16 protein-coding genes are annotated in these 22,878 nt (G+C 39.5%); 5 read left to right on the top strand and 11 right to left on the bottom strand.

Features of this window, described 5'->3' with window-relative positions; genetic code table 11:
* The first annotated feature begins 350 nt into the window (after positions 1-350).
* The gene (locus LI951_RS07650) at positions 351-938 is read left to right on the top strand and encodes a DJ-1/PfpI family protein (protein ID WP_202065001.1); all 588 of its coding nucleotides are present in this window, start codon (positions 351-353) and stop codon (positions 936-938) included.
* A gap of 109 nt (positions 939-1,047) precedes the next feature.
* Here the strand turns inward: LI951_RS07650 and rlmN are convergent, their stop codons facing one another.
* Entirely contained in the window at positions 1,048-2,124 is a 1,077-nt protein-coding gene (rlmN, locus tag LI951_RS07655; RefSeq protein ID WP_202065003.1) for a 23S rRNA (adenine(2503)-C(2))-methyltransferase RlmN, read from the bottom strand.
* Between the two features lie 553 nt (positions 2,125-2,677).
* Here rlmN and LI951_RS07660 point away from each other — a divergent pair.
* Both LI951_RS07660 and LI951_RS07665 read left to right on the top strand, forming a co-directional pair.
* Positions 2,678-3,355 carry a CHAP domain-containing protein gene (locus tag LI951_RS07660; protein WP_229441767.1) on the top strand — a complete coding sequence of 226 codons (678 nt, stop codon included), beginning with the start codon at positions 2,678-2,680 and terminating at the stop codon, positions 3,353-3,355.
* A 52-nt stretch (positions 3,356-3,407) separates the two neighbouring features.
* Entirely contained in the window at positions 3,408-4,085 is a 678-nt protein-coding gene (locus tag LI951_RS07665; RefSeq protein ID WP_202065007.1) for a lysozyme, read from the top strand.
* A gap of 498 nt (positions 4,086-4,583) precedes the next feature.
* On the opposite strand, the gene LI951_RS07670 is transcribed toward LI951_RS07665, so the two are convergent.
* The 4 genes from LI951_RS07670 to LI951_RS07685 all read right to left on the bottom strand — a co-directional run bounded on the left by LI951_RS07670 (position 4,584) and on the right by LI951_RS07685 (position 11,224).
* Positions 4,584-6,413, bottom strand: coding sequence for an FtsX-like permease family protein (locus tag LI951_RS07670; protein WP_229441768.1), 1,830 nt, complete (start codon positions 6,411-6,413; stop codon positions 4,584-4,586).
* Positions 6,403-7,152, bottom strand: coding sequence for an ABC transporter ATP-binding protein (locus LI951_RS07675; RefSeq protein ID WP_229441769.1), 750 nt, complete (start codon positions 7,150-7,152; stop codon positions 6,403-6,405). The genes LI951_RS07670 and LI951_RS07675 overlap by 11 nt, the downstream gene beginning before the upstream one ends.
* A 110-nt stretch (positions 7,153-7,262) precedes the next feature.
* Positions 7,263-7,964: a GntR family transcriptional regulator gene (locus LI951_RS07680; RefSeq protein WP_202067506.1), complete on the bottom strand. Its 702-nt coding sequence runs from the start codon at positions 7,962-7,964 to the stop codon at positions 7,263-7,265.
* 875 nt (positions 7,965-8,839) lie between these two features.
* Entirely contained in the window at positions 8,840-11,224 is a 2,385-nt protein-coding gene (locus LI951_RS07685; protein WP_229441770.1) for a DNA translocase FtsK, read from the bottom strand.
* Between the two features lie 330 nt (positions 11,225-11,554).
* Here LI951_RS07685 and LI951_RS07690 point away from each other — a divergent pair, with 330 nt between their 5' ends.
* The gene (locus LI951_RS07690) at positions 11,555-12,376 is read left to right on the top strand and encodes a VanW family protein (protein ID WP_202067508.1); all 822 of its coding nucleotides are present in this window, start codon (positions 11,555-11,557) and stop codon (positions 12,374-12,376) included.
* 335 nt (positions 12,377-12,711) lie between these two features.
* Here LI951_RS07690 and LI951_RS07695 read toward each other — a convergent pair whose 3' ends face one another.
* Positions 12,712-13,923 (bottom strand): NAD(P)/FAD-dependent oxidoreductase, encoded by a 1,212-nt coding sequence (locus tag LI951_RS07695; protein ID WP_229441771.1) that lies wholly within the window; start codon positions 13,921-13,923, stop codon positions 12,712-12,714.
* Between the two features lie 88 nt (positions 13,924-14,011).
* Positions 14,012-14,914: a prenyltransferase gene (locus LI951_RS07700; RefSeq protein ID WP_229441772.1), complete on the bottom strand. Its 903-nt coding sequence runs from the start codon at positions 14,912-14,914 to the stop codon at positions 14,012-14,014.
* Positions 14,915-15,042: 128 nt separating this feature from the next.
* Between LI951_RS07700 and LI951_RS07705 the strand changes: the two genes are divergently transcribed.
* Complete coding sequence (locus LI951_RS07705) at positions 15,043-16,023, top strand: polyprenyl synthetase family protein (protein WP_229441773.1); 981 nt, start codon at positions 15,043-15,045, stop codon at positions 16,021-16,023.
* Between the two features lie 752 nt (positions 16,024-16,775).
* Here LI951_RS07705 and cydC read toward each other — a convergent pair.
* Genes cydC through LI951_RS07725 form a run of 4 tightly spaced genes read right to left on the bottom strand, consistent with a single transcriptional unit; the run spans position 16,776 to position 22,676 of the window.
* On the bottom strand, positions 16,776-18,521 hold the full coding sequence (cydC, locus tag LI951_RS07710) for a thiol reductant ABC exporter subunit CydC (protein ID WP_229441774.1): 1,746 nt from the start codon (positions 18,519-18,521) through the stop codon (positions 16,776-16,778).
* A complete protein-coding gene (gene cydD, locus LI951_RS07715) occupies positions 18,502-20,244 on the bottom strand; it encodes a thiol reductant ABC exporter subunit CydD (RefSeq protein ID WP_229441775.1) in 1,743 nt (580 codons plus the stop codon). Before cydD ends, cydC begins: the two co-directional genes overlap by 20 nt.
* Positions 20,241-21,266 (bottom strand): cytochrome d ubiquinol oxidase subunit II, encoded by a 1,026-nt coding sequence (gene cydB, locus LI951_RS07720; RefSeq protein WP_202067514.1) that lies wholly within the window; start codon positions 21,264-21,266, stop codon positions 20,241-20,243. The genes cydD and cydB overlap by 4 nt, the downstream gene beginning before the upstream one ends.
* Positions 21,267-22,676, bottom strand: coding sequence for a cytochrome ubiquinol oxidase subunit I (locus tag LI951_RS07725; RefSeq protein WP_229441776.1), 1,410 nt, complete (start codon positions 22,674-22,676; stop codon positions 21,267-21,269).
* Positions 22,677-22,878 lie beyond the last annotated feature (202 nt).

Raw genomic sequence — 22,878 nt, forward strand, 5'->3', positions numbered from 1 at the left:
CTATAAGAAACCTCGGGCAAGCCCGAGGCTTTCTTACAAAATAGTGATTCTCAACAATTTCTAAATGGCTTTGCCATTTAGAATTGAAGGCTCTCGCTCCAATCCTCAAAGTACATAAAGACTGGAACACCGTTTATTCGGTTGCAAATATCCAAGACAGACTACTGTCACAAATCCTCTTTTCGATTCTAAAGTCAGCCAAACTTCCCCCATTCATTTCTTTTTTTGCAGGTCGTCTGTTTTTCTCTTTTCTTAAAAAGAACATCTATTATCAGCCCACTTCTTCACACTCTCTGCTACTATTCCCTGCCAAAATCTTGTATACTAAAAAAAAATAAGGAGGGACGCTTGTGAGTGAAAAAATTGTTTTACTGCTTTTAACTGATGAATGGGCAGATTGGGAAGCCAGCTATGCAATTTCCAACATCAATCATACTGCTCCATACAAAGTTAAAACCCTTTCTATAGATTCCGATCCCAAAGCTTCAATCGGCGGCCTTAGAGCAATGATTGACCTGACAATAGACAGCTTCGAAGATTTTGAAAAGACTGCACTTCTGATTATTCCCGGCGGTCTTTACTGGAAAGAGTCTGTGGCGGAGCATAAACAAATCAGCACATTCATTGAAAAAATCAGAACACATGAAATACCCATTGCTGCTATTTGCGGGGCAACCATTTTTCTAGCCAGACATGGTTTTCTGGATTCCGTTGATCATACCGGAGATGAATTTGCTTACTTCAAAGATGAGAAACCGGCTTATCAGGGAGCTGATCATTTTAAAGAAGCTCAGGTCGTCGTCGACCAAGGATTTATCACAGCTAATGAAACCGCAGCAGTAGATTTTGCCCACGCCATTTATACATTACTTAAAATTGACACGACAGAAGAAATTGAAGCTTGGCGGGATAATTTCAAGTTTGGATTGGTTCGTTAACAAAAAAATAATTGGACACCAAAAAAAAGACTCCTTCTGCAACAAACTCAAAAAGTTAGATTTTCGGTCTAACTTTTTGAGTTTGTTTTATTCCAAAGTCTTCTTTTTTCTATTTTGCTGTTACTTTCTTTTCTTTTTGGATTTGCTTGCTTCTCAGCTGTCCGCAGGCTGCATCAATATCGGTGCCATGCTCCTTGCGAATCACGCAGTTTACTCCGTTTTTCTTCAGAACATCATAGAACGCCAATACATCTGCTTTATCACTGCGGCTGTATTGGTCATGTTCGCTGACTGGATTATAAGGAATCAGATTGACATAGGTTAATTTCTTCTTATCCTTCAGAAGCTCTGCCAACTGACGGGCATGCTCCGGGCGATCATTTACATGGTTCAGCATAATATATTCAAATGTAATTCGTCGATTTGTTTTTTCAAGATAATTGTCTACTGCTGCCATCAGCTTCTCTATTGGGAAGCTTCGGTTAATTCTCATAATGGACGTTCTAACGTCATTATTCGGTGCATGAAGTGAGATAGCCAAATTTACCTGCAGACCATTTTCTGCAAACTCATTAATTTTAGGTACAAGACCGCTAGTTGAAACTGTAATATGGCGTGCACCAATTGCCAGTCCTTTTGCATCATTAATGACATGCAGAAAATCCATTAAGTTATCATAATTGTCAAATGGTTCGCCAATACCCATGACAACTACATGACTGACACGTTCTTCTTTCTGACGTTCATCAAAATAATGCTGAACTTCCATAATCTGCGCCACTATTTCCCCGGCAGTCAGATCTCGTTGTTTCGTCAGAAGTCCGCTGGCACAAAACGTACAGCCGATGTTACAGCCCACCTGAGTTGTTACGCAAACAGACAAGCCGTATTCCTGACGCATCAGGACCGTTTCAATCATATTTTTATCAGGAAGTTCAAAAAGATATTTAACTGTCCCATCTTGAGACTCCTGAATAATCACCTGACGCAGCGGATTAATGATAAATGCTTCTTCAAGAACTTCAATCAGCTGTTTGGATAGATTCGTCATTTCACCAAATGTTCGAACCCGTTTTATGTATAGCCATTCCCAGACCTGAGTTGCCCGAAATTTTTTCTCACCATGTTCTATAAACCAGTTGATCAGTTCGTCTTTTGTTAATCCATAAATGGAGATCTTTTCCACCTGTTTTCCTCATTTCTTCTTAACTTCGTTTCATTACTATAACTCATTCTTACAGTCATTGCAACAGAAGCTGCTATGCTTTTCACAAAGTTCTAATATTAATAAAGTCAAATTGGCTGCCTACGCACTAATACTATAGAAAGCTGATTGAGCGATGCTCGTTGCCATTATATATTGATCTATATGGGTTGATACCGGACAGGATAAAGAAGGGATATCTCTTCCTTATCCTATTCATGAAATATGTTGGTTTATGGGTCCATGAAAGGTCACAACAAGCTATAGCTCTACTTATTCCATCATGACTTAGACTTCAAAGTTATCGTATTTCCCCATTCAAACTAATATTTTGCGTAATTTATGCATCAAAAACCGAAACAGTTACAAGTATAGCTTCTTTTATTCCAATTGCCAGAAGATAAGCGTCTCTCATATTTAACTTTGAAAGTAAAATGACAGTGATTTGAAAGTTTTAGTAAACTAATTAGTATTATGATAGGTATATAGAAATAACAGCGCTGAATTTCTAAATAAAATGAAAGGAGAAATCAGTATGACGACACAAGCTCAGGGTCTTCAGTGGATAAATAATTCCATTGGAAAAACCTATGATTTTGATGGTTTTGCTGGGGCACAGTGTTTTGATCTAATTAATTCTTATGCCTTTGAACTCTTCTCAACAAGTTTTCCAGGAGCTGGAGCAATTGATTTATTAAGTACTGGTAACAGGGCTGGTTTTAAAGTGATAAATCAGACAGTCAATAGTTATCCGAAGCCAGGTGATATTTTCATTATGGAGATATACGGTAGTCAATGGGGACATACAGGTCTCATATTATCTGCTGACACGGCAGGTATGTGGGTTGTTGATCAAAATTTCAAAGGTACAGCACCAACAATCAATTATCCGGCAGAAAAACGATATATTAAATATTTAGAATCCTACGGAAAATTAGCAGGTTGGATTCATCCACCATTTAGCAGTTCACTAGAGGAAGAAGATGGGACAAAAAAGAACACCAAAATGCAATGCTTTTTTAGAGTTACAAATGAGTCGTTAGTCCACTATTTTGATGGAAAAAGATTGACTCCAATCGGGAATCCCGATGAAATCAACATTTTAAACGATATTTACAAAGCCAACAATGGAAAAGCAATGCCAAGCTTTGTGCTAGATAAACCTTGGTTTGTTCGGTTATCAGATGTTGCAAAACGCAATGTGCTCATATAGAGACACAATCAGAAAACTTTCAATAAGTTTTTTGCATGAAAGGATAAAAAAGATGGCAAATGAAAACATGAAACCGTCCTCAAAAGGAAGGGATTTGATTAAGAAGTGGGAAGCTCTAAGGCTGAATGCTTATCAGGACTCTGTTGGAGTTTGGACAATAGGTTATGGGCATACCAAAGGAGTCTATGCTGGATTGGTCATTACAGAAGCACAAGCTAACGTATTTCTGGATGAAGATATGCAAAACCATGCTGTAGGTATCTTTAACTACGTAACCGTTCAATTGACACAGAATCAATTTGATGCCTTAGTCAGCTTTCACTTCAATCTAGGAGTAAATATTCTTAGTGGTTCTCAACTGTTGGTTTATTTGAATCAAAAGCAATGGCAGTCTGCAGCTGCTGAAATGAAAAAATATGTTTATGCAGGGGGCCAAATCCTAGAAGGTTTGGTCAACCGAAGAAAAGATGAGGTTGATCTGTTTTTAAAAGAAGAACCTGAAACTACGAAAGGAGAGATTACAATGCAATGTTTTTTTAGAGTTACAAATGAGTCGTTAGTTTACTATTTTGATGGAAAAGGATTGACTCCAATTGGGAATCCTGATGAAATTAATATTTTAAACGATATTTACAAAGCCAATAATGGAAAAGCAATGCCAAGCTTTGTGCTAGATAAACCTTGGTTTGTTCGGTTATCAGATGTTGCAAAACGTGCAGTATATAAATAATAACTCATAGTTATATACTAAAAATAACATTAAATCAGTAGAGTAGAAAACTGATTTCAAACACCGAGCCTCGGCTCGGTGTTTTACTTTCAGCTCCCCCTCATCAAACCGTACGTGAAGTTTTCCTTCATACGACTTTCCAACATTCTTTGCCTTGTGCATTACAGTTTTACTCAATTGCTAGTTTCTTTAATTTCCCCTCTAGTGGATTAACCACTACATGTCATTTTCTATATTTTTTTTTCGTTTTGTGTTGTAATGAATGATTAATAACTCCCTGATGTACCTATCAATCTTCGCCAACCATTTCTGGGCTTTCGTGATAAAAGATATACCCTAAAGGTCTGACACATATTCTTCATGGCTTTCTTGTTAAGAACATGTTCCAGTATATAAAATACTTTTCCATTTTTCCCCCTTTTAGGAAACTTCCGATGATGAGACCTAAAAAAAAACAGAATAGACGAAAAAGAAATTCTTCCGTCTGCTCTGCCATTTTTAAGACTGCACCAGTTTATATACTTTATTAAAATAGAAAATTCTTGCAATCATATAGTAGACAATCTGTATGAGAACAAAAGCACCCAATACCTGCCAGCCTGCCAGCTGCATACTCTGACCAAAGATATGGAACATTGCAGTCAGTGCTACTGCTCCATGTATCACGGAAACAATAATTGGCGTAAAAAACAAAATGCCTACTTGCTGATTAATCATCTTCTTCAGCTCTTTTTTCGCCAGTCCCATTTTATAAATCATTTTAAATTTCTCTACATCGACATCCATGTCACTGTATAAGCGGAAATACAAAAAGCTGCCTGCAGATACAAAGAAAACAATTCCGATAAAAATCCCGACAAACAAAATAGGTTTATAACCGTCTATTATTGATTGTGTCATAGAGGTTTTCGCAGTAAAAAGATAGTTGCCTTCCTGCGTTTTCCCTAATGCAATCAAGTCCTCTCTGGAAGCATCTTTTGGCTGCCAGACAACACTTTTAGTATAGGTCATTTTAGCAAAATTCACTGTATCAGGAACCACTACCGTTGCATTAAAAGCTGGTAAAATTTCCTCTTTTTCACTTTTAGACACAGGCAGGATCTGCTGTCCTGCTATCTCCACCTGTGTCAGCTTTGTTGCCTGATTCCCTGTATTAAACTCACTTTTAAATTCCAATTGAACGGCCTGTCCATTTGTCTGGATTTGAGGTTTGTCTACAACTTTAGCCAGCTGATTGTAGTCGCTCTCCGTAATATAGTTAATCTGATTCTGATCTGCGTAAAGCCTATACTCTGCCTGATCAACCTGGATTCCTTTTTCTTCCAGAAGTGCTGTAAATTCATTGCTGGTCGGTATAATTTTAATTTCTTCTCCAGAAATTTGAAATTCATAAGGGACATTAGCTGCAGACTCCAGAATCATTTGCTGAAAGCTGTAAAGAGTTCCGATTGCCGCAAAAGCAACAGTAGAAATGACAGATACAAGAAAAAACGAACGTGCATTGTCTTTCATTCTGAATGACAAATCAGAGAAAATCACCATATTGGTCTTTTTCCAAAAGATTTTCTGATTTTTTTTTAACTTCTCAATGCTCCAGACACTTAATTGGTTAAACAAGAATCTAGTTCCGACAACAACTAGGAAAATAACTGGGATCATTACAGCTGGAACCATCATTCCCGGTACAAGCAATGCAACTGCATAGCCAACTCCAATCAAAACAATTGCCAATATTCCTTTTAGTAAAGAGCCTTTGATCATTCCTTTACCTAAATCGCCTGCTTTCAGCAAGGTTTGCAGCTTAAGCTTTGGCAAACGAAACTGGATGAAAAAAGCTATCATAAAGAATAAAAGTGTGAATGCCGCAATCGTAATCAGCATCGCCTGCAACGGAAAATAGAAAGCCAGCTGTACATGAATTAAATGATTGCTGATCAGGAGAATAATCTGAGAAAATCCAATTCCCGCAAATCCGCCGATAAATGTTGCAAAAAAACCAATGACCAGATTCTCAATAAAGATCATCCGCTTCAGCTGTTTCGGACTCATTCCCTGAATCATTAATAATCCAAATTCTTTTTTTCTGGACTGAATAAAAACATCCATCGAATATAAAACAAAGAAAAACGAAAAGGCATAAATAATAATTGCTGCACCAAGCATCCCCTGTCTTGCACTCGCATTCAGTCCATCTGATAAAGCAGGATGAAACGCAAAACCGGTAAATGTAAAGAAGACCATCACTGCAAACAATGTACTCAGGAAGTAAGCCATATACAGCCTTTTATTTCTTATTGTATTGCGGATAACAAATTGACTAAAACTCATTTTCAACACCTTCAATCTTAGCCAAATTTACCATAATCTCATTGTAGAACTGCTTCTGACCATTCATCTGCCTAATTTCACCAATCAGCTGTCCATCTTTAATAAAGACAATTCTTTGACAGTAGCTGGCAGCCAGCGGATCATGTGTCACCATTAGAATTGTCGCTTTTTCTCTTTTGTTCAGCTGTTGGAGCAGCTTCATAACATCTTTGGAAGACTTAGTATCCAGATTCCCTGTCGGTTCATCTGCAAGCAGCAGCTGCGGCTGATGGATCATCGCTCTTGCCACTGCTGCACGCTGTGCCTGTCCTCCGGAAATTTCAGCAATTCTCTTTTTGAGCAAAGGCGCAATTCCCAGCTGTTCTGATAATCTGCTCAGTTTTTTCTTCATCACCGAAATTTTTTCTCCATCCAAAGTCAGCGGCAGTACAATATTTTCTTCCACTGTCAAGGTCGGCATCAGGTTAAAGTTTTGAAAAACAAAACCAAGTTCTCTTCTTCTGAATTTAGCAATAGCCTCCTGATTCAATTCATTTGGATTTTTTCCATTTAGTTCAATCGTTCCTGAGGTTGGCTGATCAATTGTTGCCAGTAAATTCAAAAATGTACTCTTCCCACTTCCGGAAGGTCCCATAATTCCTATAAATTCTCCATCCTCAACAGTAAGATTCAAGGCTTTTAAAGCTTTATATTTAATTTCATCTCCATAGGTTTTACTTAGATTTTTTACTTGCAGCATTTTTCTCACTCCATTTTCTTTTTCCTTTCATTCTATAGGAGACACTGCTTACCAGCCATTGAAACAAATAACAAAGGACTTACATTTTTGTCATGTAAGTCCTTTGTTATTTATGCTTCATATTCAATCACGTAAGGATGCATGGCTGTGTTATAAACAGCCTCAGAAAACTCAACAATTTGGTCGTTCTTACCAAATGATCGGCGGATTCGTTTCAGCCCTGACGATTCAGCTGTATTCAAGATTTTTTGCAGCTTGGGAGTCAACGGGATAATTTCAAAACTGTCCTCGAATCGATAAATCTCTATATGATGCTGATCAAGAATCCGATAGAGTGATTCTGTTTCGAATTGTTCTACAGTCACATCCGACAGTGCTCTTGGCAGCAGATATTCAAAATAGATATAGGGCTGGCTGTCAAGCAGATAGAGCCTTGAAAACTTCACTGCGCTGTTTCCCAGTCCTTTGTATGCTTCCATATCTTCTGACAAAGTCACAAGCTCAAGATCAAAGTTCTTTTTAATAATATCCAATCCTGAATCATGGAGATATTCTGTAAAGGTTCCTGCTTTTGATAATTTGTTGTATGGACGATTACTTAGAACAGTCGTCCCTTTTCCACTTTTCTTTTCCACCAGCTCTTCATCTGCCAACATTTCAATTGCCCGACGAATCGTAATTTTACTAACCTCAAACAATTCTTCCAGTTCTGACTCTGTCGGAAGCAGAGAACCAACAGGATATTTGCCATTTAGGATATCCGCTTTGATTTGTTCTGCCACTTCCAGATATAAGACGCTTTTTCTCTTCATATCGCTCACCCTTATCCCTATTTTATCTATCTGTTCCCGCCAAACAGCATGCAGCTCGTATTTTTTCCTTACAAACTATTCCAAACAAGAACTAATACCTTTTTCTTTTTTCCAGACACTTCTGTTGTTTCTTCTCAAAAAATAAGCTGCGTTTCCTCAGAGCTTCTTTCACTGCGCTCGTGCTTTTTTCAATTCTCAATTCCTCGTACTGTTCCGCCATGACTGCCTGTGCTTTTTGTAATAACAACTAGTTTTTTTCTTCTCTTTCTGAATCATTCTTTGTACATACTTGAGATTCAGTCTTTTCTTTTCTGTCTTTACACTTGTTATCTGACTGTACCATGATTCTTCCTTCTTAAAACGAAAAAAAGAACAACTGACACCCCAAGGAGGAAAGGTTACTGACAATTTATGCTTTTGGACTACCAACCAAAATATGTTTTTATGCTCTTATAAACATGATACCGCAAATAGAGCGGAATGCAATTCGATTAAGGTTGATTTCTCTAAAAAAAGAAGAAATATTTTATAAAAAAGGAAAAATCAGGTAACTTAGAAATATCTAAACAGTCTATCTTACTGGTTTCTAAACAGTCTTCAGACTGTTTATTTCTATCTGTATATCTTTCATTTTATTTCAGGGAGATATCTTTTGTTCAGATCAATCGAGCTGTTTATAGAATGGCATGATATCTACATACGAGCCATTCGAAAGCTTAAAGCCATTTGGCATAGCTCCCAGTGCTGTAGTCATATAAATGAACAGCTCCCTTATTAGCTGCTGCAATTTATACTGCTTCCCTTCTGTTTTTTAGTGTAAAAGAAGAGACCACGGAAATTCCTCCCATGGTCTCTGATACAACAATTTCTCTTAATTAATAATCCTGATCATGTTCAGGCGGTTGAACCTCTTCCTCTTCTTCCACTTCAACAAAAACTTTTCTTGGTTTGCTGCCTTCAGACGGACCGATAACATGATTGGCTTCCAGCTCATCCACCAGACGGGCTGCCCGATTATAACCGATTCTGAACCGGCGCTGCAGCAAAGAGATACTTGCTGTCTGCATTTCGATCACAAGTGCTTTTGCTTCTCCATATAGTTCATCCTGAGGATTTTCACTGCTTCCGGAAACAGCTTCTTCCGTAGGCATCATATCTTCCTGATAGTCTGCCTCCTGCTGCTCCGTCACAAAGCTCACTACACGTTCCACTTCGTGATCCGAAATAAATGCTCCCTGCACGCGTATTGGTTTATTTTCCCCCATAGGCAGAAACAGCATATCTCCGCGTCCAAGAAGCTTCTCTGCACCGTTACTGTCAATAATCGTTCGGGAATCTGTCCCGCTGGAAACCGCAAACGCAATTCTGGACGGAACATTCGCTTTGATAATTCCTGTAATAACGTCAACACTTGGCCGCTGCGTAGCAAGAATCATGTGAATACCCGCTGCCCTCGCCATTTGTGCCAGTCGAATGATTGCATCTTCCACTTCATTGCTGGCCACCATCATCAAGTCAGCCAATTCATCAACAATCACAACAATAAATGGTAAAATCGGACGGTTCTCGCCATCCTCGAGATTTTTCTGAATCACCAGCTCGTTGTAGCCGGATATATTTCTCACACCCGCTGCTGCAAATTTTTCATAACGGAATTCCATCTCCTGAACAACCTTTTGTAAAGCCTGTGCTGCTTTTCTGGGGTTTGTAACCACTGGCGTCAGCAAATGCGGAATCCCGTTGTAGACATTCAATTCCACCATTTTGGGATCAATCATCATCATTTTTACTTCGTGAGGCTTTGCTCTCATCAGAATGCTGGTAATAATCCCATTAATAGCTACAGATTTACCACTACCAGTAGAGCCGGCAATCAGCAAATGCGGCATCTTTGTCAAATCAGCAGACTGTACAACACCAGATATGTCTCTTCCCAAAGGCACTTCCAAAATTTTATCTGGATGACTTGGCTGAGCATCAATCACATCTCTAAATGATACTGTGCTGACTGTACTATTGGGCACTTCAATTCCAATTAAGGATTTCCCCGGAATCGGCGCCTCCATCCTTACATCTTTCGCGGCCAATGCCAAAGCAATATCGTCTGTCAATCCGACAATTTTACTTACCTTCACACCCACAGCAGGTTGAACTTCAAACTTGGTAACAGCCGGACCCAAGCTCGCCTTGACAACTTGAGCGTCAACACCAAAGCTCTTGAATGTCTGCTCCAAAACAGAAATATTCTTTTCAATCTTCTTATATTCTCCACTCTGGTCAGCAACAGGTACTGAGTCAAGAAGAGTCGAAAAAGGCAGTTGGTAGTCGCGGTCTTCTGCTTCAGCAGCAATATCAAAGTCAAGATCACCAGCCTCTTCCTGTTCGTTATAGTGTATCTCTTCCTGAGAATAATGCGGTTCAGACCTTTCTTGTTCCTGACTCTGAAAGCTGTCAATTGGTACCAAGGTCAACTGCTCAGGCTCCTGTTCAGGATAATCGTACTGCTCTCTTTCAGTTTGCGCCAGATGCTCTCCCGGCGTATGCTCTCTGACCTGATTCTTCTCAAGCCACTGTTCAGCCATCTCTCTGGCTCTTTCCTGTTTTTCTGCTTCCTTCATTTTTTTCTGTTCTGCACGCTTCTCTGCTCTCGCAGCCAGATGCTCATCACTTTTTGCAAATAGCATTCCCAGTACCTTGCGAAATTTCTGAATACCATCCAACAGCTGCTGAATTTCCAGCATGCTGATCAAATAGCTGCCGGTCAATATCAACACAACAGCAACAGCATAACTCCCAAGCTGAGCAACCAGAAAATGGGTAACAGTGTACAAGCCGGCTCCGATCATTCCTCCGCCGATATTTTCAGCAATGGTGCTTCTGCTTAGATCCATTTTTAAAAAATCCCAGGTAGTATTAATAATATTAGGTGATCCGCTGCCAATATTTCGAAACCAGTAAACATGCAGGAATAGCAATACTCCTAAATATATCAGCAGCCCGCCAATAATAGGACGAGCGGATTTAATTGGAAAATTTTCTCCGAAAAGGACCAGCGAAAACCCATATAACATTAACAAAACTGCAGCAATGGTAAAGGTATTCCCCACTACCAGACGCAGTCCGTTTGCAATCAGTATCCCCAAGTATCCCAACTTTAGCAACCCCAGTAAACTAAAGCAAATAAAGAAGATACCAATAAAAATGTAACGCAGCTGTTCTTGCTGCTTTTTCTGTTTCTTTGTCTTTTTTTTCTGCGCCATTTTTTCCCCTCTTTTCAACAAATTCCATTATACCTGAAAACGAGCACGATCAAAAGTATCCCTATTCCTTTTTCAAAATTATTCACAGAAACATGATTTTATTCAGATTTACAGAGAGTTCCTTCTTAACATTCCCTTTATCAAATAGTCTAACTCTAATAGAAATATTCTCTCATTGAAGAAGCTTCTCCCTGTTTATACTGCCTGAAACCAGTAATCTGCATTTCTCATTTAATATTAAAGAAATATAATTGTAATATTTTTGACACGCAAGTAATATTATGTAATAATTTTTCTTAGGGAAAGTTAATATTATGGAGGGTACTGGTTATGGGAAGAAAATTATTTTGTGAAATCTCACCGACAACATACAAACTATCAGTCTATAAAAATATTATCTCAAGACATTTTCAGGATAAACTGCAAAAGCAACGATTCGCTTCAAAAAAAGAGGCAGAGAAACTGCCTGTTTGTATTTATAAACATAGTTCGTTAATTAGAAGAAAGCTTGGAAATGTCGATCAGCATCTGCAGGATAACAAAGCGGTTAATTTGGCACTGTCAACCCCAAAGGTTTCAGGAATCCTCATCCGACCGGGCGAAACTTTTTCATTTTGGAAGCTGGTAGGCTCGTGTAAGGAAAAAGACGGCTATCAGGAAGGACTGATGATAGGCAAAGAAGAAGCGATCAGCGGAATAGGCGGAGGGATGTGCCAGTTTACCAATCTAATTCACTGGATGGTTCTTCATACGCCGTTTGAAATTGTGGAACATCATCATCATGATGGGGTGGATCTTTTCCCAGATTATGGCAGAGTCATTCCTTTTGGAACTGGAACATCCATTGTTTACAACTATATGGACTACCGTTTCAAAAATTCTTCCGATCAAACCTATCAGCTTATTACTTATACAGACGACACTCATCTTCACGGAGAGCTTTATGCTGAAAAAGAGCAGCCCTACAGCTATCACGTAAAATGTGAAGATGACTATTTTAGCAGAGAACAGGGAATCGTTTACCGCAACAGCAATATTTATCAACAAGTCATTGACAAACAAACAGGAAACGAAATTAAAAAAGTACTGATTAAAAAAAATCATGCCAAAGTTGTCTACCCTACAGACCATTTAACTATAATAGAAAAGTAGAACAACCGATAAATGATTTACAGCTTAACAAATTAATAGCGTGAATGGGACAGAAATAAAGTTCCCAACTCTCTTCGTATCTAATCCCGAATAAACGGCGAGACAAAAGCAAAAATTCTTTTTGCGACGAGTAACCGCAGGAGCAACTCCTTCGGAATTAAGCCAAACTATCCTGAAAATATGAGGAGCTCCAGGGAGGTATCAATTCACAGCTAGTCATTTTATGACTAGTGTTCCTTGACAATTTTTGTATATTCCTTCTTAATTCTCGGAGCTGATCGCTTTTGTCCCGACCTTGTTTTTTCAATAATTAATCAAAGCAGCAATGTTAACTCTTAATGGTAAAAATCAAAACGTCCTTTAGCCAATACTTCTTTTACTCCGCCCGTTTCAAATAGGGAGCGATCCATAATGGCTTTCTTAACAAATGAAGCAGGATAGCCTTTAATTTCCATTTTGCCAACCTCTCCAAAAGCATGGGTGTTTCCGATAGAACAAACAGAGCCCAAAGAATGAAAAGTAAATGGCTGTGTTGATTTTCCTCTAAGCTGAGCTTTAATATTCTTTCCGGCGCACTCGCCCATTTTCAGTGAAATTTGAGCGGTTGTCGGATAAGGTCGTTGACTTTCTTCATCCATTACTGCAGAACAATCTCCGATAATGTAGACATTATCACGTCCGGGGTAAGTTAAATCAGGATTAACCATTACTCTCCCGCGTTTTTCTTCAAAGCCCGATGCGCCAATAACATGGCTGCCGCTGACTCCTGTCGTCCAAATGATGGTTCCGCCATGTAATTCTTTTAAGGTATTGTTTTCTTTGTCATCCAAATAAACAACCGATCCTTCTTTGATTTCCTTAATCGGTTTGCCTGTTAAGAACTCAACACCCCAATCTTTCAGCTTATTGATTCCATAATCAGAAAGTTTTTCACTAAACATAGGTAATAAGCGGGTAACAGCTTCAACACAATACAGCCTAATTTTTTCCGAATCTACACCAGCAGCTTCAGCCAGCTTTTTCTTTCCGTCTGTCAAAGCACCCAGCAATTCAATTCCTGTAAACCCTGCCCCGCAAACAATAATTTTCAGCGCATTTTCATCCTGCATTTCTTTATAGTTCTTCATTTGCTCCTCAATATGCTGATAGATTTTCTCAGCAGTATCCACATCAACCATTTGCAGCGAGTATTCGTCGACACCTGGGATTCCGAATGATTCAGATTCAAATCCTAAAGCTACCACCAAATAATCATAGGATAATGTCTTTCCATCTGCTAATTTTACCAGCTGCTGTTCAGTGTCAATCGCACTGACGGTTCCCTGTATAAAGGTTGTACATGAATTTTTTACAACATCTCTGATCGGGTAAATGATTCTTTCGCTTTTTTGCGTACCGGCTGCTACCTCATGAAGATCTGTTGCTTCGTAATGATACTCATTTCGGTCCACCAAAGTAATTTCTATATCGGCTGCCTCTTTCTGCAATTCATGCAATGCTCTTAAACCAGCATATCCCGCACCTAAAATAACGATTTTTTTACTCATTTTATTTATCCCTCTCTCTACACGTTTATTTGATCATTCATCACTTATCGGCTGCCATCTTCTTTCACAAATATCCAAACCTTCAAATTCACAGCCACAAACCTAGCGCAAAAAAGAATACTTGAGCAAATGCTCCGACTGCCAATATTTTTACTGCACAGCTAAACGTTTTTGACTTTATCTGTTCTTTCAGAAAGCCGCAGGTCTCTTTCCAAACAAAAGGAATAACTACCACCGTCAGCAGTAGAGTCATCGGTGCCAGTCCTGCAATAACACTGTAAAAAACTGCAGATAAAGCAATCAACAATAATAAAACAAATAATGTAAGTGATTTTTTTCTTCCTAAATAGTGCACCAGTGTAAAGCGGTGATTTCTTTCATCCTCATCTAAATCACAGATATTATTTGCCAACATTAGATTGGCAATCAGACACATATTCGGAAGAGCAATCACAAACACATTGAACAAGCTTTCTCCTGTCCATTGAAAAACCTCAAACGTATTGATATAAACACAAATCAAAAGAATCATAAAGCCCATCGTAAATCCTGAAAAAAACTCTCCCAAAGGTAAACTGGATAACGGTCTAGGTCCTGAAGAATAAAAAATGCCGACTAGGTAACAATAAATTCCCATCCAAAGCAGCGGCCAGCCGACTACTGTTGAAAGTAAAATACCAATCACTGCCGAACTGCAGACCATCCATTGAATCCATTGACGAATCATTGATAATGACAATCTTTCTCTACCAATAATGTTCGTTTTTTCTTTATAATCATGTCCCTCTTTAGCATGAAGATAATCATTATAATTATCCAGAATATCTACAGCCATGTTAAAAACGATCATTGCTATAAAGTAGATAAGCACATACAATACGTGAACCTGACGATAATGATACCAACTGAAACACAGACCTAAAAGAAATGGCAAAATACTGGCAGTTTTTGCTTTTAATTCAACTAGCTCAAAAAATATTTCTCTATTCAAACTATACTCCTATCTTCAGCTTTTTATCAAAAATTTGCTTTGCAAAGTTTTGATAAGATTTACTGTATTTATTTTGGCTCTTCGTATACAATCAATAGTATTGAGCTATTGAAAGGATTATTTATGTTATGGAAAAATTTTGGACATATTTCCCATTGATCCAGCAACAGTTAGATGAAACGCGGTTGCTGATCATAGAAAAAGTCAACAGTCGCAACAAAGAGATTAAACAGGCTTTGGTTGAATTGACCAACTCCGGCGGTAAACTACTGCGCCCGGCTTTTTTCTTTATCTTTACCCAAATGGGAAATGCCGATCAACAAGACCGCCAGCAGCTGATTAAAATTGCTGCTTCACTTGAGATTTTGCATATGGCAACGTTGATTCATGACGACATTATAGATGATTCTCCATTACGTCGGGGAACACAAACCATTCAATCACGTTACGGCAAAGACATTGCAGTATATACAGGGGATCTGCTGTTTACAGAATTCTTTGATTTGCTTGCTGATACTATGAAGGATTCTAAATATCTTCAAATTAACGCCCATTCAATGAAGCGCCTGCTGCTTGGCGAGCTAGACCAGATGCATACCCGCTATAACCAAAATATCACGATTACCGATTACTTACGAAGTGTAAATGGAAAAACGGCTGAGCTTTTTTCATTGAGCTGTCTGGAAGGTGCACACTTTGGTCACGCGTCTAAAGAAATTGAACAGTTGGCTAGACGAATCGGGCGTCATATCGGAATTGCCTTTCAGGTTTACGATGATATTCTTGATTATACAGCGACCACAGAAACGTTACAAAAACCGACAATTGAAGATATTGCTCAAGGTGTTTATACACTGCCGCTGATCTTTACCCTGCAGGAACACCCCGCTCTCCTTGCCCCTTACTTAAATAAAAAGGAGCAGCTGACTGCTGAAGAAGCAGCAGAAGTCGCCTCGATTGTTCAACAACTGGATGGAGTGGAAAAAGCAAAGGAATTCGCTGATCTGATGACCGAAAAAGCCAGACAGGATATTGCCAAGCTGCCAAAAAGCACCAGCCGTAAACAGCTGCAGAAACTGACTGAACTATTACTAGTCCGTAAGTACTGATAATGCCTGATAAAAGCATGAGGTATAAACAACTCTCATGCTTCCAGGATTGAAGCATGGAAGGGCTTTTTCTTTGAATACTCAGCGCATGTATGAACTTGCTCCTACGCTTCTTATCGAATGCTCGAATCATACAAAGACTGGAACACCGTTGATTCGGTTTTAGGGATCTCAGACATACTTTTGTCACAGTCCCTAGTGAGAACCGCAGAGACAAAAACTAACAGAGCTTCTACTGGTCCGCAGTCATTAATATACTTGGTAAATACGCAGAGGGGATGTGACAGCGCTACGTCGCATCCCCTTAAGCATTGACTAGTAGATGATACATGGTACCTGTCTTGTGCTAGAAGCTGGATGCTTATATCTCTGCGATTAGCTGTCTCCTATTTAAGTTTGAAGAATATCTGCACATTCAGCAGATCGTTGTTTCAGATACAACTGTATCTTTGTATCTGAAATAAATTCTGACAAATTTATCCCCATCAGTACTTCGCATACAAGCAGCCTCTTAGCAATGAACATAGCTGTTTGTTCATTTATGCATTGGTATGTCTTATATGCCCCTCAAATATACGATGAGCATTCATAGAAGCGTAGAAGCAAGTGACCCCTTCAGCCAAGCAAAGAGCTGTCACAATCTCTTTTAACTAATGCATTGCTTAATAGATAGATTGCCTGTACCAGCAAAAGAGATGGAAGTTCCATTTCTTTGACTGTAAACGTCGTTATGATTTGAAGCAGTCAGTATACTAATTTAAGCCTTGATCAATTCTATACAGCATTTGGAAATGCCGGTTTCCTGTCATCAATTCTTCAGGTGTTCCGCTCATCATCAACTGACCATCCTCAATAAAAATTATCCGATCCATTTTTTGTACACTCTGCAGGTGATGTGTAATCCAGATGATCGTTTTATCCTCAAGTACATCAAAAAAGGTTGTTAACAGTTTTTGCTCTGTAATTGGATCCAGTCCTGTTGTCGGCTCATCAAGCAGAACAACTGGCGTATCCTGCAGAAGAATCCTGGCCAGTGCAAGTCGATGCCGCTCTCCTCCGGAAAAGCGGAGTCCGGCTTCATCCACCATTGTCTGCAATCCATCAGGCAGCTGCTGAACCATTTTCTTAAGTCCAACTAATTCCAGAACATGCCAGACCTCTTCTTCACTTGCTGATTCCTTACCAATTCTAAGATTATTGAGGATCGTTGTATGGAACAGATACGGTTTTTGTTGAATTACCCCGATATATTCTGTAATAGAATCCCCTAGTTGGTCTGCCGGCACACCGCCAATCAGCATTTCTCCCTGAGTCGGCTGAAGGTCCCCTCTTATTAAAGAGGCCAGCGTACTTTTCCCAGAACCACTGCGCCCTAAAATCGCCAGTTTCTCTTTTTCTGGAATCTCAAGCGACAGATTGCTCAGCACAGTCCGTGAAGCATTCTGATACGTAAAGGTCAGCTGTCTGGCCTCTATCTTTGTTGAATTCGGGTTTGACGCAGCGGCTTCTTTTGCTCCTTCCACTTCCGGAAGCTCATTCAAACGTGAAATGGAATCTTTATAAATTGTCGTTTCCTGAGCCGCATCCGACAATGGAGCAAACGCATCAATCAAAGGAAAAACAGTTAATACAAATGCTGCTATCCAATTAGCGGCACCACCATGATTTCCTGGAAAGCGAGTGCCTGCCCAGATTAGCACAGCAAGTGCAATCATACCAAAGAACAGCTGAAACACAACATCTCTTCTGCGATCAAACCTCTTAATTTCTCTATCAATCTCACGCAGTTCCTTTTCCTTTTCTTCGTAGGAAAGAACAAATTCCGAACCCCGCTGACTGAAAACCCAATCAGAGACGCCCAAAATATTATCCGTCAAAATTTTATACAATTGATTTTTTGTTCCTTTCTGCCGCTCCTGTCTGGCGCCGTTCACCAGTACAGACAATATCGGCAGGAGAACAACCGTTACGCCTAAAAGAAGAAGCATACAAAGAGCAAACCACCAGGAAAAGAAGCCCAAGCCAATCACAATGACTACATACAGCAATCCTGCAATAATCATTGGAAAGATTGTTCTCAAATACAAATTCTGCAAATGATTGATATCTTCTGAAAGCAGCCCCAGAATATCTCCGGTTTGATAATTTGATTTAAGAAACATTGCATCTTTTTCCAAAATCCGATACAGCTTTAAACGCAGATCAGAAGTCATTTTCAATACCCAGTTATGGCTGACCAGGCGCTCAACATAGCGGAAAACAGGACGACTGATACCAAACGCTCTTGTCAAAACAATCGGAATATAAATCAGCAAAATGTTCTCAGGCAATGAAGCTGCCCGGCTGATTAAATAACCTGAATTGAACATCAGAGCACCAGCACTGAAGAAGGTGAGGAAACCTAAAAAAATTGCCAGCATCAGCAGTCCTTTATATTTTTTTAAAAACGGTCGAACCCACTGATCCTGCTGCCCATTGTCAGTCATTGACAGTTTCATTTGCTTCCCCCCTCATTTCTTTAGTCAACGCTACGTAATACCCTTCTTTTTCCATAAGCTCATCCAGCGTTCCTGCTTCAACCAGCATCCCTTCATCCATGACTAAAATATAGTCCATCTCTTTCATCCAGTGAAGACGGTGAGTGGCAAAGAAAACCAGATGATCTTCTATTAACGGCAGCATTTTATCTTTAATCTCAACTTCGGTTTCAATATCCAAATGTGCAGTTGGTTCGTCAAATACCAAAATACGGCGTTCCTGATCCAAAAATGCTCTTGCCAAGGCAATACGCTGCGCCTGACCACCGCTGAACATTCGTCCGCTTTCGCCAATAACCGTCTCTATTCCTTCCGGAAGCTCCGCTACCAACTCTGTCAATCCGACTAAATCAATCACATGCATAATTTCCTGATCAGAAGCTGCCGGTGTATAAAATCGAATGTTATTTGCCAGTGTATCCTGAAAAATATAAGGAGACTGCGGAATATAGAGCATTTGTTTCTGCCAGTCCTTTTGATTTAAATGAGACATCCCTTCTCCATTAATAGCAAAGCAAGAATTGTCCGGAGCAAGAAAGCCGTTCAATAAATTTATAAGTGTAGATTTGCCCGAACCGCTGGAACCGATAATTCCAATTTTTTGAACCCCCCGAACAGAAAATTCTACCTCTTTCAGCGCAGGAAAATCACTCTGTCCATAGGTAAAATTAAGCTTATTGACTGTCAGCTGATCATTCCTTGTCCAAGTTGATAAGTTTAACTGATCTGTATCCATTATTTCAGGAAGATTCATAATCGCTTGAATCGCCTGAAAGGAATTTTTTCCATCAAGAGTTGCATGGTAGTCGCCTGCAAAATCTCTGACCGGAAGAAAAAATTCCGGAGCCAGAATCAGGGTGGTCAATGCAGGGAACAGCAGAATCTGTCCATTAAGCAATGCCAGTCCCAAGAAGACTGCGACCACTGCGACAGAAAGTGTTGTAAAAAAGTCCAGTGCAAAGGTCGATAAAATTGCTATTTTCAAAGTCCCCATTGTTGCTTCCCTAAACCGCTCACTGGTAGCATAGATGCTTCTAGCATAATTCTTGCTCAATCCGAACAGTTTTAATGTATCCAATCCTCTCAGAGAATCGATGAAATGATTAGACAGCAGCTGAAAGGCTTTATATTGCTTATCTGCTTTACTTTGGGCTGCATACCCCAGAATAATCATAAAAATAATGATGATGGGAAAAACAATCAGCAATACAGCAGCTGATCGAAGGTCCAAAGTAAACAGGAAGATCAGGATGATCCATGGAATCATCATCATGTTGATTATTTTCATTAAAATCAGCTGCAGATAATTTTCTGTCTGATGAATACCTTCCAATGCCATGGTTACCATGTTGCCGGTCCCCTCTTCCTGCACAACAACAGGGCCAAGACGAAACACCTTGGATAAAAGTGCTGCTCTTAACTCACTGGAGCGCTTGTAGCTGAACGTATCCAAAAGCTTGTCCCGGAAAAAAGTGATCATATGACGACCGCTGTAAAATAAAAAAAACAGGAGCATGGACAGCCCCTGCTCCTGTAACTGTCCGCCATTCCAAAGCCCAGTAACTGCTTTGGCCAAATAATAAGCCTGCCCAATAATAAACACTGCTTGCAGGAAAGCAGCCCCTGCAAGCAATAGCATTACTTTTTTTATCTCAGGCATTTTTAAAATTGCCTTATCTATCATTCGCCATACCCCGTATGTGTCGGCAGATTGGAAACACGTTTTCTGAAGACATGATACGTCCAACCTGTATACACCAGTACAAATGGCAAAATACTCAACGAAATCCAAGACATGATTTTCAGTGTGTATGGGCTGCTGGATGCTGTTTCAATCAACAGATCGTTGGAAGCTCCTAAAGAGCTGATCATTACTCGAGGGAACAACCCGCTGAATAATAATGCAACAAGAAGGATCATGGTCAAACCGCTGGCAACAAACGCAAGTAGTTCCTTTTGCTTGAAGACACTGATATTTGCAACTACAGTCAAGCTTACAATTCCCACAAGCAAAATCAGTGTAGTCATCAAATGACGGTCAAAAAAGTCTGTATTGAAGTACAGTAATACAGCAAAAACAACTAAGCCGACATAAAGAATCCCATATAAAAACTGTGCATAGTTTCTCGCACGATGTCTGATATCACCATCGGTTTTTAAAGCAATATAGTTCAGTCCATGCAGATAGCACAATAATGTCAATGCAACTCCGCCAACTAAAGAAAATAGATTGATATAATCTGAGAAGCCTGCTGTCATATTGCCTGCTGAATCAATCGGCATTCCCTGAATCATACTGATAAATAGAATACCAAAGAAAAACGGCACAATAAAACTGCCTATCGACAAAGTCCAATTCCAGACATTTCTCATTTTTCCTTCCGGCATCCGATGACGAAATTCAAAAGAGACACCTCGAATAATCAAACCTATTAAAATAATGAATAAAATTAGATAGTAGCCGCTGAACAAAGAGGCATACCAGTATGGAAATGATGCAAACATTGCGCCGCCTGCAGTCAGCAGCCAGACTTCATTTCCATCCCAAACAGGTCCAATAGTCTCAACGATCTGATTTTTTTCTCCATCATTATGTGTCAGAGTCTGAACAGCCATTCCAACTCCAAAGTCAAAGCCTTCCAAAAAGAAGAAGCCTGAGAAAAGTACCCCAATCAGTACATACCATAATAACTGCAAATTACTCATTTAATTAAAAACCTCCTTATCAAAAGGATCAGAAGAAGCTGTTTGTTTTTGCGCCAGCATCTTTTCCTCATAATCAGGTCCCTTTTTCAATTCTCTGATAACCAGATAGATCATTACAGAAGCCAAACCAGCAAACAAAACGAAGTAAACAATATTTGAAATCAGCAGTGAAGTCACTGATACGTTTGGTGAAACACTATCTTCGATTTTAAATAATCCGTAAACTGTCCAAGGATAACGTCCCAGTTCAGTAATCAGCCAACCAGCTGTATTTGCCAAAAACGGTGCAAAGGTGCACAGCCCCATAATCCACAGCATCCAGCGTTTCTCATAGAGAGAGGGTTTCTTTTTACGGGTAAAAAATAGTCCCAGTGCTGACACCAGCAGCATCAGCATACCGAAGCCGGCCATCACACGGAAGCTCCAGAACAGTGTATTCACCGGAGGGAAATAATTGTCTTCCCCATATTCTTCAATCAGCTTCCTATTGACAGTATCCATCCCATCAACTGATCCTGAAGGTTTATTATAAGACAAGATACTCAGCATATATGGAATTTTAATCCCAAAAACCTGCTTGCGGTTGGCTTCATCTGCCCAGCCAATTAACGTCCAGGCTGCCGGATCTCCAGAGTCTTCATACTCTCCTTCCATTGCCGCAAATTTCATCGGCTGATCATCAAGGAGAGCTTTCATCTGCATATCTCCTGTTCCCAGCACAAAAAGAGCACCAAACAATGTGACAACCAATCCTAAACGCATGGAAGGTTTGTGAAACTCGACATCTCTTTTCTTTAAAATCTGAAAAGCAGCCAATCCGGCTACGATCATTCCGCCCATTGTAATTGCTCCCGCAATCACGTGAGTAAACTCATATAAAACCTGATGGCTGGTCAGCAGCGCTCCAAAATCAGTCATTTCTGCACGGCCATTATTAAGTGTATAACCCACAGGATGCTGCATAAAGCTGTTGGCTACCAGTATCCAAAATGCTGACATCATAGAAGAAATGGTTACGAGCCAAATAAACAACAAATGCAGTTTCGGTTTTACTCTATCCCAGGTAAAAATCCACAAGCCTAAAAAGGTTGACTCCATAAAGAAAGCCAGCAACGCTTCAACAGCTAACGGTGCTCCAAAAATATCCCCGACAAAACGAGAGTAATCAGACCAGTTCATACCAAACTGGAATTCCTGAATAATCCCTGTCACCACACCAACTGCAAAGCTTAAGAGAAAAATATTTCCCCAAAATTTTGCCATTTTTCGATAACGTTCATCTTTTTTCCATACATACATTGATTCCATAATTGCCACAACAAGAGCGACCCCAATAGAAAACGGTACAAAGAAAAAGTGAAAAACCGTAGTCATCCCAAATTGAAATCTCGCTAAAGTAACAATATCCATAAAAATCCCCCTCCTAATCTCTGTTTTTCCTTCAATTAAGAAAAACTTTACTAAATAATCATTATAATGATGTCAATTCGAGTATACTCCTTTAAACAGAAAAGTACCAAATATTTGTTAAAAAATTTCAACTTTTTACCTAGTTCTATTCAAGGATTTAAATGGATACGGTCTTTTATAAAAATAAAAGAACCCGACAAGG

Origin of the sequence: Enterococcus sp. BWT-B8, assembly GCF_020567625.1 — a bacterium.
Taxonomy (GTDB): domain Bacteria; phylum Bacillota; class Bacilli; order Lactobacillales; family Enterococcaceae; genus Enterococcus_L.